A 12,812-nucleotide genomic window follows, 5' to 3' on the forward strand; every position below is an offset into this window, starting at 1 on the left:
ATTAAATTAACTCATAACCATGCTGGAGGCGACGAACCACCTCATCGCGAGGGTTAAACATCATGACGTCAATAATCGACAACCAGGGAATAAACGCCGCGTCAGAATGCGGGTAGTGCCACGGCTGCGGCTGGATAAATTGCAGTGCAAGCCCACGATCGACAAAATCCTGCCGGGAATAGAGCGCCATGCCCCCCGGGGGATTAATATACGTACGGGCGTTCAAAACCTGACAAATATCGATGACGCGATCCTGAGACTTTAACGTGTGATTCGCCGGCAACGAAGACGAGACAATCAGCTCGCAGGAGAAGCCGAAATAATCCCGCAGGCCGGTCAGACCCTGCCACAGATAATTAAAAAGGTTATCGTCCGGGTTCTGAATAATCTCCTCAAGCACCGGCATTACCGCAGAAAATGAAGGTGCGTGGCGATACGCGCCAACAATCTGATTGCACAGCTTAGTACGGTCAAATGCTGCCGAGAGCTGACGCTCCCTGATATCCAGAAAGTCCGAGTCTTTTTTTAGCGGCAGCGAGATTAACGACTCCGCACCACGAACCTGGATACGGTTACGGTTAATCCACCCTTTTTTCGTGTACTTGATGTTGTCATACACCACGAAAGCATCAACGGCCGCCATAAGCTGAAAATAGCCGCAGTACGGGAAAAAATAGGGTTGCATAATTGCCAGCTTCATCGGTTCCCTTTCCTATCCATTGACCACCAGCGCAGGCTCTGCCGCGCGAGCGGCATCGACAAACAAGCTCTGAATAATCTCAATAATACGACGCTGATCGGCCACCGGCAGTCCGGGATAAATCGGCAGGCAAAGCACCGCATGAGAAATTTCATCGGCAACCGGAAGATGTTGTGCATTCGCCGTCGGGAAGTGGCGATACATCGGGAAGGCACTGATAAGCGGATAGAAATAACGCCGGGCATAGATATTATGCTTGCGTAATTCCGCATAGATTGCATCCCGACTGACCGCCGAATCTGCGCGAATTAGTACCGGGAAATAGGAGTAATTCCATTCAATATTACTGGCCGGTGTAATGTACTCCAGCGCCGGAAGAGCGGAATCAAGCAGCTCAACGTAACGTTGATAAATCACCGCGCGCTCCTGCAGAGCGCTGTCTATATACTTTAACTGCAGCAGCCCCATGGCCGCCTGCACTTCATTCATCTTGGCGTTAATACCCGGCGCCATCACGATGGTTTCATCAGCAAAACCAAAGTTTTTCAGATAATCGATTCGCTGTTTGGTTTTGGTATCATGGCAAATAATGGCTCCTCCTTCGAAGGTGTTAAATACCTTCGTGGCGTGGAAGCTCAGCACGGACAGATCGCCATAATTGAGAATGCTGGCGTTATCCTGCTTGACGCCGAAACAGTGGGCCGCATCGTAAATCACCTTCAGCCCATAGGTATCGGCAATTTTCTGGATGCGTTCCATATCGCACGGAATACCGTAGCAATGGACCGGCATGATGGCCGTTGTTTTAGGTGTAATCAGTTCTTCAATGCGATCCGGATCGATATTAAAAGTAACAGGATCAATATCGGCAAACACCGGCGTTAAATCATTCCACAGCAGACTGTGAGACGTGGCGACAAAGGAGTACGGCGTGGTGATCACTTCGCCGGTAATACGCAATGTCTGCAGCGCCGTCAGCAGTGCGAGCGTGCCGTTGGAGAACAGGCAGACATGCTTCACGCCGAGATACACCGCCAACGCCTCTTCCAGTTGCCGATGGAATTGCCCGCTGTTGGTCAAAATTTTACTTTCCCACAAGGTCTCCAGGTAAGGGATGAACTCCTCAAGTGGCGGAAGAAGTGGACTGGTAACGTAGACATTTTTCATAAGTTAATCCTCAGTACCTGTTACCCGGAAACTATGAGGTGCTTCATCAGCACACCATTTACGCCAGGCCTCGCGCAGGGCCTGCTGGAAAGGAATCGCCACATTGCTCTGCCCCTGCGGTGGGATCGTGCTCCGCATGTTCTGGCGCAAGGCGTTAAGGGTTTTCAGTTGGGTTTGCCAGCGCACGGCTTTGTCGAAATAGTCCTGCTGACTGTCTGCAACAAATTCATCCAGCCCGTAGATATGCATAATCTCCAGCCCCTGGCGGGCGGGATACGTTGCCCCAGCCAGGGTGAGCGTCGGGACGCCCATCCAGATGCCATGGCTGGTGGTGGTGCCGCCGTTGTAAGGGAAAGAGTCAAGCAGCATATCCACTTCATGATGCATATGAAGATAGGCCTCCATTCCCGTGGTTTTGCGGAAGATCAGCTGTTCATCCGGCACGCCCAGCGCATTGAGCTTTTTACGGTAGCGGGCGATCATCGCGTCATCATCCATAAAACCAATCAGTAAACGTGACGTGGCGTTATGCTGCAGAATACGCGCCCAAAGCGCGAACACCCGATCGTTCAATTTTTTTGGACGGTTAAAGCTACCGTAGGTAAACCAGCCATTCGTCAGGGCTGGCAGCGTATTGACTGCAGGGCTGGACGCATCCGGCTCGAAGAAGTTATCGAGTGGGATCGCAATCAACTTCTCCGTGAATTGCGCGTCTATCGCCGCATTTCTGACAAACCCCGTACTGATGATGCGGTAATCCATCTGCGTCATCCCGGTCGTGCCCGGGTAGCCGAGCCAGGTGATTTGCACCGGCGCAGGCTTAAAGGCGAACGCAGGGAGTCGCGTCCCGGTGGTATGACCCGAGAGGTCAAACAGAATATCGATCCCATCACTGTGGATCTGTTTTGCCAGCTCAACGTTATTGAGATCGGTAACGGATAACCACTTCGTCGAGGTGCTACGGAAGTGCTCCGTGATGGCATCATCTTTATCGAGTGTGCTATAGCCATAGAGGGAGAACTGTTTCCGGTCCATTCCATCCCAGAACGGTCGCAGGAAGCGGCTAACCGGGTGGTTGCGGAAATCGCCGGACACAAAGCCGACGCGCAGCGGCCGCTCAGGATCCTTGCTGCCCTGCCACGGCAGTGCCAGGTCGAATTTTTTCGCCCAGGCACTTACCAACTCGCCATAGGCAAGATGGCGCTCAAAGAGCATCTCCGGCGAGACGGAAAAATCGTGGGTCAGAACAAACAGCAGGCTGGTGAAGCAGTCAAAATCACCCGGCGCAAACTCAAGCGATTTCTCGAGGAAATAGCGTGCTTCCGTGAGTTTCTGATTATCACTTAGAATGATGCCCATCATCGCGAGATGCAGCGGGTTCGTGGCGTTATAGCGCAAAGACTCCCTGGCACAGCGTTCAGCCATGGCCATGTTGCGACGCGAGTGATATACCACCGCCAGCGTATTCCAGAATGACGCGTTATTTTTATTCAACCGCAGCAGCGCCTGGAGGATGCGGGCTGAATAATGCAACTCACCCTTTTTCTGCAGCACCGTGGCCAGGTCGAACCAGATATCCTGCCCGGCAGAGTAGCGGCTCATCAATTGACCGAGTGCCAATAAGGCCTCATCCCAGTCGCCCATCAGCAGGCTTGCGCGGGAATAGCAGCGAAGCATATGCAGGTTATGGGGATCGTTTTCAATCTGTCCCCGGATATAATCGCGCGCGTCTTTAGCCAGCCCCGCAGCAATCAGGGCGTTGACATTTTTGTAAATGAGATCGATAGCAGGGTCCTGTTCGTCCTTCTCCCCTGCCATTATCTGCCCGTCAGCAAGTAAACCGCCCTGCTGCGACCCAACGTTAAGCAGCAACAGCGTATCGATGCTGCGTTTGAAGTAGTCGACATCCCCCGGCCGCAAATAATGCTGCTGTGCTCTGCGCCACGCTTCAGGGGAGCCTTTCAACAGACCTTTCGCTTTCAGTGCCGAAAAAAGCGTGCTGCTTTTGGCCTGATTGACATCCATGCCTGCCACCGCAAATTCACGCTCTTCCAGACTGAGAGTGACGCGCGCGCCCCACAGATTAAGCGTGACGTCGGCATCATCGCCAGCCTGAAGGGGTGAAATGAAGGCAAGTTCACGTTCCGATTGAACATTGTATGGCCCCGGTGAACCGGCCCAGTAGAGCCCCGGAATTTGATTGAGAAACAGATCTTTCAGTGACTCAAGCACCCGCTGGGCGACATCCTCCTCCTTTTCAGGAAGACGGGTGTTGAACACCAGTTGTTCAAACGACAGGCTCAGCGGCCATGCACCGCCAAGCAGATCGAGAATGTGCAGGGTCGTGGTATTAAGCGTCGAGAAAAACTTCCCTTCCGCGTTGGTGTGAGCATTAACAACCTCACCCCGATCGTTGCGGTAACGTCTGAAATCACCGGCCCAGTGCAGCGCGTTTAAGCGGGTAAAATCCAGCGCCGCCGCGTCAACGGCATCATCACGGGAAAGCAGGCTGACGCGCTCGCGACGGTTGACGGCAAAATCGAGATATTGCTGCGCGGCAATCGACGTCTGCCCGGATGAGACCAGAACGTGCAGCTGATGGATTTGCTCACTAAAACTTTCACCCGTTTCGTACTGCGGCAGCGCATCTCCCACATAGCGTAACCCGCAGGCTGAAAGGCTATCATTGAAGTGAATGAACTGTCCGGAGGTATGGGTGGCGCCTGCCAGGCTCTCAATAAGGGTACCGTCGTCAGTGCGCTCCATCGCGAGCACATGGTGTTTAATCTCGCCTTCCGGCTGGGTCAGTGCCAGATAGCTGAGCATGCCGCGAGCAAACGCCACCTGCTCTTCTGGCCGGCCCGCAAGACGTGCATGGAAGGCCAGCGCATCCTGGACATATTGCGCTGCGGATTCAGGCGGGGTAAAGGTCTGGTGGATGGCAATCATGCCATGGGCAGACAGGTGACGACGACACCACTGCAACAGCGCGTCACGCTCTGGCATGCCAGCAGGAATAAAGTCCCCGCGAATAAGAATGTAATCAAATTCACCCGGCGACACGCTCAGCAGATCGTTAAGACCCGCCGCAACCAGTTCGATATTGGTGATACCCATACGCTGCGCCTGCCTCTGCGCCGCTGTAACAGCCTCTTCGTTACTATCAATCCCTATCCCGACACAATCAGGCCAGGCCAGCGCAGCGGATAACAACACATCCCCCTGCCCGCAGCCTAAATCCAGGACGCGCGCATTCTCAGGCGCCCTGGCAGGAAACTGATACAGGGCAGCGGCGGCCTGCAGGCCCGATAGCGTGAATCGATTATCTGGATACAACATACAGAGAAAGTTCCATGAGTTCAGTGGTTAGCCAAAATAGGTTTGTTGCATCGCAGCTTTATAGTTCTGGTACGCTTCGCCGCCTGATTTTTGCGTGGTCACTGTCCAACTGAACGTGTCATCGGTGTAGCGAATGTCGATCAGTTTCTCCAGCGGCTCGCGATGAATGGCCATCTGTTCAATCGCCGGAAGGGCATCCAGAGAGACCGACAGTGCGACCTGATCAAGGAACCACTCCGCATTACCGCGGTGTAAGTTCCAGTCAATAAAGGTGGCGACAAGCGAAAGGTATTTACGCGAAAGCGTGCCCGGGATCGTATAGACAAAGCCCGCAGGCACCTGCTCCCACGGTGGCGCGCCGTTGCTGTATGAGAGGACGATCTCACTCTTCGGGAGATGTGGCTCAATATCTGACCAGTTCTTACGCACCAGACAGTCCGCATCAAGCACCATGATCGGGGAAGTGAATACGCTCAGCGCATAGCTGAGGAAAACAAAACGTCTTGAGGCGTACCAGACGTTGATACCAAAAACGGGCGTAATGGTTTCGGACGTCGCGGATATCACCATGCCCGGAAAACGCTGGTGCAACGAATTAACGTGCGCCTTAGTTTCATCATCAGGATTATAAAGATGCAGGTGAACGTTAAGCCGATCGCCGTTGGTGTGGTAGACAGAACCTAACAGCGTCAGGGCATGGTCGAAGTAATAACGTTTGTCGCACGCCACCAGAACCGTGGTTTTTCCGTTTTCTTCCGCCGGAAGAAGCCACTCGTAGTGCGAAAAATCAGGCTCATAATCAGGCATTTTCAGGGCGGAAAAATCGATGAACGATTCGGGACAGCCCCCCAGCTTATGAATGCCCGTGACGATCATCAGCATCGTTAACGCGTCTTCACCAATATGTTCAGGATTAGCGGTCAGCTGCTGGATAATCGTCTGCATCTGATTAAAATCATCTTCCATCAGACACACGAGCAGTAATATTTTCATCACGGTTGGAGATGGACTCACCACCGCGTAGTAGTTTGAAATCAGGAATAAGGCGGCGTCAATTTCGTTAATACGGAAGAAAACCTGAATACCCGCCACCAGAAGATTAATGCTGTTGTCGTGTTGAAGTGCCTCTACCACCCAGCCGGTGATGGTATCGCTCATCTCTTTCGAAAATGGCGTGGGTTTCCCTTCATTTTTAAAATCAAACGCGGCATTTGCAGCAGCAATCGCGCACAGCATGCGCTTCACGGCGAGTTCTTTGTCTGCATCCAGATCGGTCATGGCTTCCATGATCTGGGGTTCGAGCGTGACAATATCGGAATTTTTATAATGCAGGATTTCGGTAACGATATGCGCAGGCAATGCATCCGTTTCCGGCAGGAAAATTAACCGTGAAAATTCATCACGGTAAAACTGATGCAGCGATCGTGTACGCTCGAACTTGTTCATCCCGATTCTCTTAGTAAGATTGCGATTCTTACCCATCGTACAAGGGAATATCCGGGATAATGGAAGGAACACCCCCGGGAATAATGGCTTATTTCGGAGATTGTCTGATGGGCAAAAAAAAAGGTTGCTGTTTCCAGCAACCTTTTGCGAAACAGGCGCAGCGATTAACGCAGCAGAGACAGCATTGCCTGTGGAACCTGGTTTGCCTGAGACAGTACAGAAGTACCAGCCTGCTGCAGGATCTGCGCGCGAGACATGTTAGAAACTTCAGTAGCGTAGTCAGCGTCCTGGATACGGGACTGAGCAGCAGACAGGTTGTTGATAGAGTTGTTCAGGTTGTTGATGGTAGATTCGAAACGGTTCTGAATCGCACCCATGTTAGAACGCGCAGTATCGATTTTCGCGATTGCAGCGTCAGCAGCAGAGATAACAGCCTGTGCAGAGGCGTTATCGGAGATTGCAGTGCTCAGGCCAGCGCTCAGGGTACCAGAGGTGGCGTTGATCAGCGCGTTGCTGTCGATAGAGATGGTGTCGTTAGAAGAAGTACCTGCACCAACCTGAATTTTCAGCGCGGTAGATACGGAACCGTCCAGCAGTTTCTTACCGTTGAAGTTAGCTGCGCCCGCGATACGGTCGATTTCAGCCAGACGCTGTTTGATTTCAGTGTTGATAGAAGTCAGGTCAGAAGAACCGTTAGTGTCGGTAGCAGCCTGAACAGACAGCTCACGAATACGCTGTAAGTTGGTGTTGATTTCGTTCAGGTTACCTTCAGCAGTCTGAACCAGGGAGATACCGTCGTTGGCGTTACGCGCCGCCTGGGTCATACCTTTAACCTGGGAGGTCATGCGGTTAGCAATCGCCTGGCCAGCAGCGTCATCTTTCGCGCTGTTGATACGCAGACCAGAGGACAGACGCTCGATAGCAGTGCCCAGAGAAGACTGAGATTTGTTCAGGTTGTTCTGAGTGGTCAGGGACAACAGGTTAGTATTGATAACTGCCATAATTTAATTCCTTCAAAAATGGTTTCTAGGGTCGGTGCCTTAACACTCACGGCGTCTCTCACCGTCATGAAAGTTATCGACGGGTCTGAATAAGACTTTAGAAATTTCGTCAAAAAATTATTAACACCATGATTTTAATGAATTTATAGTTATTAAAGTGTACTCAGGCCGGCATCAAAAACCCTATTTTTGAGGGAATGTTTTCGCATTTTATTCTTCACGCGTTTTTCTTTTATATATGCCACTCACGCGCCAATAGTGCTATATGGCCGTAAGGTTGAGCGCTATTCAGTCGATAATTTTTTTACCTGAAACGTAAACTATCTGCATAAGTCGCCGATAACTACCTGAAACTACCATTGGCTAAAGGAAATAAAAAAATGGCGAGTAGCTCAATTACTCTCTCTTCAGGCGCGACTATTACGAGTCTGGGCGTAGGTTCAGGTTTGGATCTGGCAACACTGTATAACAATCTCGAAACGGCTGAAAAAACCAAGCTGAACACCATTACCAATCAGCAGACCTCCTATAATGCCCAGCTGAGCGCGTTCAGTAAGCTGCAAAGCGCAATGACGTCGCTGAATACCGCCACTGCAGCCCTGGGAAAAACGGATACCTGGAACGCGGCGTCTATTGGCTCGACTAACACCGCCTTTAGCGCCACGACCACGGCCGGTGCAGCGGTAGGTTCCTATAGCGTGCAGGTTAAATCGCTGGCGAAAGCCCAGGTATTAACCTCTGCCGTCCAGACCAGTGCCACCGCGCAGCTGGGAGCGACTACCGGCACAACCCGCACCATCACTATCAGCCAGCCAGGCACTACCAAACCGCTGACTGTCGATCTTGCTGACGGCGACACCAGCCTGAACGGCATTGCCAGCGCGATTAACAAGGCCAACGGCAACGTCACGGCGACGGTAGTGAAGTCGAAGGACAACGAGTACACGCTGATGCTGTCCTCGAAAACCACCGGCACTGCAAATGACATGACGGTGACGGTGACCGGTGACGACACTTTAAAAGGCATTATCAGTTACGATTCAGCGACGAATACCGGCGCGTTGAAGCAACAAACCGCGTCACAGAACGCTGTGGTCACCATCAACGACATCGACATTGAACGTTCTACAAACACGATTAATGACGCGCTGCCGGGCGTGACGCTCACGCTGAAGGCAGAAAGCACCAAGAGCGAAAATTTAGATGTCACCCGCTCTACCGATGCCACCAAAAAAGCCGTCACGGATTGGGTTACCGCCTACAACTCCCTGCAGTCGACCATCGCCAGCATCACCAAATATGTGAAGGTGGAAGCTGGTGCTGATCAGTCTGCCAGCAACGGTGCACTGCTGGGCGATAACACCGTGCGTTCTGTGCAGTCACAGCTGCGCGATATGTTAACCGTCGTCCAGTCTGGTTCTTACGCGATCATGGCCCAGCTGGGTATTACCCAGGATCCTACCGTGGGTGCTGACGGCTCAATGGGTAACCTGAAAATCGACGATGCCAAACTGACAAAAGCACTGACCGACAGCCCGGAAGCGGTACAGGCCTACTTTGTCGGCGATGGCAAAACAACCGGTCTGGCCACGCAGATGGGCGCAACCCTGACCACCATGCTGAGTACGACCACCGGCAAAGAAGGGATCATCAAAAGCGCCACTGACGGTATCAACAGCACGTTGAAGACCCTTGATAAGCGCTATGACGCAATGGAAGCGAGCATCGAAGCCACGATGGCCCGTTATAAATCCCAGTTCAATAGTCTTGATACCATGATGAGTAAACTGAATAACACGGCCACCTACCTCAAACAACAATTTAGTTCTTAGTCGTAAGGAACGTATATGTATGCACAAAATGGCGCCCGAGCTTATCAGCAGGTCGGGCTGGAAAGCGCGGTGCTAAGCGCCAGTCCGCATCAACTTGTCGTAATGCTGTTTGACGGGGCACTGAGTGCCCTTGTCCGCGCCCGGCTTTTCCTGGACGAAGGCAAAATCACCGAAAAGGGTGAAGCCTTATCAAAGGCAATCAATATTATCGATAATGGTTTAAAAGCCGGTCTGAATATGGACATCGACAGTGAATTACCGGGCAACCTTGCCGCGCTGTACGAGTACATGGTCAGACGTTTGTTGCATGCAAATCTGCGTAACGACGTGGAAGCGATTGTAGAGGTCGAAGCGCTGCTCAATAACATTGCGGATGCGTGGAAACAAATTGGTCCCAATGGTCCTTCTTCTCAGGATATCTATTGATGAATAATCCAGCGTCCGCTCTTGATAACTGGCAGGCCCTCTATAACCTCAGCCTTACCATGCTAAAACATGCTCGTTCCGGTCTCTGGGACGAGCTCATTACGCTGGAGATTTCTTATGTTCAGCTGGTAGAGAATATCTCCAAAAACCCTATATCCGAGGCACATCCGTCCCAGATCGAGCAGGCACGTTTTCTACTCGAGAAGGTTCTGCAAAACGAGACCGAGCTCAAAATGCTGCTTGCCACACGCATGGAGGAATTGCGCAGCCTCATTGATCAAACCGGTAAACAGCAATCCATCACGTCAACCTATGGAAAGCTGTCAGGGAATATTCTTTATCCAGAAAGTTTGACCCGCGACACACAATTATGATTTCTTCAACCATACTCCAGAAGTCTGCCAAATGGCTTCTGGAGCACGGACGATGAAAAACCCCACCCTGTTACAATGTTTTCACTGGTATTACCCTGCTGGCGGTGAATTGTGGCGCGAAGTCACGGCGTTAGCCCCTAATCTTAATGAAATCGGCATCAATATGATCTGGCTTCCCCCCGCGTATAAAGGTGCGTCCGGCGGGTATTCGGTTGGCTATGACTCATACGATCTTTTCGATCTCGGCGAATTTGACCAGAAAGGCAGTATCGCCACGAAATACGGTGACAAAGCGCAGCTGCTGGAGGCCATAGAGGCGCTGAAAAGCAATGATATCGCCGTGCTGTTGGACGTCGTGGTGAACCACAAGATGGGGGCAGACGAGAAAGAACCTGTCCGCGTTCAGCGCGTGAACGAGCAGGACCGCACGCAAATTGATGATGAAATCATTGAGTGTGAAGCCTGGACCCGCTACACCTTCCCTGCCCGTGCCGGGCAATATTCCCAATTCGTCTGGGATTACAAATGCTTCAGCGGCGTGGACCATATTGAAAACCCGGATGAAGACGGCATCTTTAAAATCGTCAACGACTACACCGGCGAAGGCTGGAACGATCAGGTTGATGATGAGATGGGTAACTTCGATTATCTGATGGGCGAGAATATTGATTTTCGCAATCACGCGGTCACCGAAGAGATCAAATACTGGGCCCGCTGGGTCATGGAACAAACGGGCTGCAACGGTTTTCGTCTGGATGCCGTCAAGCATATTCCCGCCTGGTTTTATAAAGAGTGGATTGAGCACGTCCAGGACGTCGCTGACCAGCCGCTGTTTATTGTGGCGGAATACTGGTCCCATGAGGTGGATAAACTGCAGGCCTATATTGACCAGGTCGACGGTAAAACCATGCTCTTTGATGCTCCCCTGCAGATGAAATTCCACGAAGCGTCTCGTCAGGGGCGGGATTACGACATGAGCCAGATCTTCACCGGTACGCTGGTGGAGGCGGATCCGTTCCATGCGGTCACTCTCGTCGCTAACCACGACACCCAACCTTTGCAGGCGCTGGAGGCACCGGTCGAAGCCTGGTTCAAACCGCTGGCGTATGCGTTGATCCTGCTGCGGGAAAACGGCGTGCCGAGCGTGTTTTATCCGGATCTCTTCGGGGCGAGCTATGACGATACGGGTGGAGACGGCGAGACCTACCACATCGACATGCCGGTCATTGAGCAGCTTCACGAACTGATCCTCGCCCGGCAGCGTTTTGCCCACGGCGTGCAGACCCTGTTTTTTGACCATCCTAACTGCATCGCCTTCAGCCGCAGCGGTACGGAAGACGATCCCGGCTGTGTGGTAGTGATGTCGAACGGCGACGACGGCGAGAAAGTGATTTGTCTTGGGGAAAATTACGGCGACAAAACGTGGCGTGATTTCCTCGGCAATCGCGAAGAAACGGTCACCACCGCGGCAGATGGCGAAGGCACCTTTACCTGTAATGGAGGGAGTGTCAGCGTTTGGGTAATAGAAGATGCGCTGTAGAAACAATGCCGGGTGGCGCTGACGCTTACCCGGCCTACGGGACGGTACTTTTGTAGGCCGGGCCAGGCGAAGCCGCCATCCGGCAACAAACGGCTACGGTAGTTTACTCTCCAGCGGGTTTTTGCTCAGGTAATCAGTACATTCCACCGTTGGGCGGTCAACCTTCTGCAACTCCATCCCGTCATACTCAAGCGTCGCGCCATCGCGCTCCAGCGGATAGATATCCAGCTTGCGGGTAACGTTGTAGTAGCTGTCTGAACGCAGCATGATTTTACCCGGCACGGCAATCACGCGCTGCCACTGGCGGCAGTCCAGCGTATCGCCCTCTTCGGTCACCACCAGCGTGGCAATCGCTTCAGGACTGACCAGGCTACTCTGCGGTCCTTTTGACTGCCAGTATCCCGCCAGATGCGCCGGGACAGGATGCTTGATCACATCCTGATAGTTATCGACCTGTACGCACCCGGTCAGTGCCAGCAGCGCGCCAGCAATTGCTATTTTTTTCATCATCTTTCCTGCTTTCGAAGAAAAAAATATTGTGGCATTAAAGCGCTGCGGCTGCCAGCGAAGATAAAAGGCTTAAACCTGCATCCCCATCACTTCCTGATACGCCGATACCAGCTTGTTACGCACCTGGATCCCCATCTGCAGGGAAACCGAAGCTTTTTGTAAATCGGTCATCACATCATTCAGCGCCACGCCCGGCTCACCGAGGGTGAATTTCTCCGCCTGGGTACGCGCCGCGGTCTGGGTATCGCTGATACGGTCAAGAGCGGCATGCAGTTGCCCCGCAAAGCTGATGGTCGGCTGTTGTTCTGCCACATTCTGATTACGGGCCGTCATCGCCGTTGCCTGTAACTGACTGATTACCCCTTCAATGCCCTGTATAGCCATGACTCTCCCCTGGATGGTTTTTTACGCGGTCAAGACTAACAGCTTGTCAATAAGATAATGGCGGTAAATAGCGTGAAAAAACCAGGTTATTTG

At 52.4% G+C, this 12,812-nt stretch carries 11 protein-coding genes; 4 read left to right on the plus strand and 7 right to left on the minus strand.

The genetic code is table 11. The features are described from left to right. Position 1: 1 nt before the first annotated feature. The 5 genes from ACOTY9_RS04795 to ACOTY9_RS04815 all read right to left on the minus strand — a co-directional run bounded on the left by ACOTY9_RS04795 (position 2) and on the right by ACOTY9_RS04815 (position 7,653). Positions 2–700, minus strand: coding sequence for a WbqC family protein (locus ACOTY9_RS04795; protein ID WP_348565404.1), 699 nt, complete (start codon positions 698–700; stop codon positions 2–4). 12 nt (positions 701–712) lie between these two features. Beyond that, positions 713–1,867, minus strand: a complete 1,155-nt coding sequence (locus ACOTY9_RS04800) for a DegT/DnrJ/EryC1/StrS family aminotransferase (protein WP_348565403.1) — start codon at positions 1,865–1,867, stop codon at positions 713–715. Between the two features lie 3 nt (positions 1,868–1,870). Next, the gene (locus tag ACOTY9_RS04805) at positions 1,871–5,206 is read right to left on the minus strand and encodes a methyltransferase domain-containing protein (protein ID WP_348565402.1); all 3,336 of its coding nucleotides are present in this window, start codon (positions 5,204–5,206) and stop codon (positions 1,871–1,873) included. 27 nt (positions 5,207–5,233) lie between these two features. Beyond that, the gene (locus ACOTY9_RS04810) at positions 5,234–6,652 is read right to left on the minus strand and encodes a hypothetical protein (RefSeq protein WP_063861511.1); all 1,419 of its coding nucleotides are present in this window, start codon (positions 6,650–6,652) and stop codon (positions 5,234–5,236) included. Positions 6,653–6,816: 164 nt separating this feature from the next. Further along, on the minus strand, positions 6,817–7,653 hold the full coding sequence (locus ACOTY9_RS04815) for a flagellin FliC (protein ID WP_013096009.1): 837 nt from the start codon (positions 7,651–7,653) through the stop codon (positions 6,817–6,819). A gap of 380 nt (positions 7,654–8,033) precedes the next feature. Between ACOTY9_RS04815 and fliD the strand changes: the two genes are divergently transcribed. From fliD to amyA, 4 genes are read left to right on the plus strand one after another with little or no spacing between them, the layout of a single operon-like run. After that, positions 8,034–9,485, plus strand: coding sequence for a flagellar filament capping protein FliD (gene fliD, locus ACOTY9_RS04820; RefSeq protein WP_248196881.1), 1,452 nt, complete (start codon positions 8,034–8,036; stop codon positions 9,483–9,485). Positions 9,486–9,500: 15 nt separating this feature from the next. Beyond that, the gene (gene fliS / locus ACOTY9_RS04825) at positions 9,501–9,911 is read left to right on the plus strand and encodes a flagellar export chaperone FliS (RefSeq protein WP_014832470.1); all 411 of its coding nucleotides are present in this window, start codon (positions 9,501–9,503) and stop codon (positions 9,909–9,911) included. Then, a complete protein-coding gene (gene fliT, locus ACOTY9_RS04830; protein WP_063861512.1) occupies positions 9,911–10,285 on the plus strand; it encodes a flagella biosynthesis regulatory protein FliT in 375 nt (124 codons plus the stop codon). Before fliS ends, fliT begins: the two co-directional genes overlap by 1 nt. Before the next feature lie 52 nt (positions 10,286–10,337). Next, the gene (gene amyA / locus ACOTY9_RS04835; RefSeq protein WP_248196882.1) at positions 10,338–11,825 is read left to right on the plus strand and encodes an alpha-amylase; all 1,488 of its coding nucleotides are present in this window, start codon (positions 10,338–10,340) and stop codon (positions 11,823–11,825) included. A gap of 93 nt (positions 11,826–11,918) precedes the next feature. Here amyA and yedD read toward each other — a convergent pair whose 3' ends face one another. Beyond that, positions 11,919–12,332 carry a lipoprotein YedD gene (gene yedD, locus ACOTY9_RS04840; protein WP_014884390.1) on the minus strand — a complete coding sequence of 138 codons (414 nt, stop codon included), beginning with the start codon at positions 12,330–12,332 and terminating at the stop codon, positions 11,919–11,921. Positions 12,333–12,404: 72 nt separating this feature from the next. After that, positions 12,405–12,719: a flagellar hook-basal body complex protein FliE gene (fliE, locus tag ACOTY9_RS04845; protein ID WP_013097729.1), complete on the minus strand. Its 315-nt coding sequence runs from the start codon at positions 12,717–12,719 to the stop codon at positions 12,405–12,407. Between the last annotated feature and the right edge of the window lie 93 nt (positions 12,720–12,812).

It is taken from the genome of Enterobacter cloacae complex sp. SHL012, assembly GCF_049237505.1.
Lineage (GTDB): Bacteria > Pseudomonadota > Gammaproteobacteria > Enterobacterales > Enterobacteriaceae > Enterobacter > Enterobacter kobei.

What these genes read in the sequence shown, in the direction of transcription:
- fliS (WP_014832470.1), top strand. Translation starts at nt 9,501, where the DNA reads ATGTATGCACAAAATGGCGCCCGAGCTTATCAGCAGGTCGGGCTGGAA.
- fliD (WP_248196881.1), top strand. Translation starts at nt 8,034, where the DNA reads ATGGCGAGTAGCTCAATTACTCTCTCTTCAGGCGCGACTATTACGAGT.
- amyA (WP_248196882.1), top strand. Translation starts at nt 10,338, where the DNA reads ATGAAAAACCCCACCCTGTTACAATGTTTTCACTGGTATTACCCTGCT.
- yedD (WP_014884390.1), bottom strand. Translation starts at nt 12,332, where the DNA reads ATGAAAAAAATAGCAATTGCTGGCGCGCTGCTGGCACTGACCGGGTGC.
- ACOTY9_RS04815 (WP_013096009.1), bottom strand. Translation starts at nt 7,653, where the DNA reads ATGGCAGTTATCAATACTAACCTGTTGTCCCTGACCACTCAGAACAAC.
- ACOTY9_RS04810 (WP_063861511.1), bottom strand. Translation starts at nt 6,652, where the DNA reads ATGAACAAGTTCGAGCGTACACGATCGCTGCATCAGTTTTACCGTGAT.
- ACOTY9_RS04800 (WP_348565403.1), bottom strand. Translation starts at nt 1,867, where the DNA reads ATGAAAAATGTCTACGTTACCAGTCCACTTCTTCCGCCACTTGAGGAG.
- fliE (WP_013097729.1), bottom strand. Translation starts at nt 12,719, where the DNA reads ATGGCTATACAGGGCATTGAAGGGGTAATCAGTCAGTTACAGGCAACG.
- ACOTY9_RS04805 (WP_348565402.1), bottom strand. Translation starts at nt 5,206, where the DNA reads ATGTTGTATCCAGATAATCGATTCACGCTATCGGGCCTGCAGGCCGCC.
- ACOTY9_RS04795 (WP_348565404.1), bottom strand. Translation starts at nt 700, where the DNA reads ATGAAGCTGGCAATTATGCAACCCTATTTTTTCCCGTACTGCGGCTAT.
- fliT (WP_063861512.1), top strand. Translation starts at nt 9,911, where the DNA reads ATGAATAATCCAGCGTCCGCTCTTGATAACTGGCAGGCCCTCTATAAC.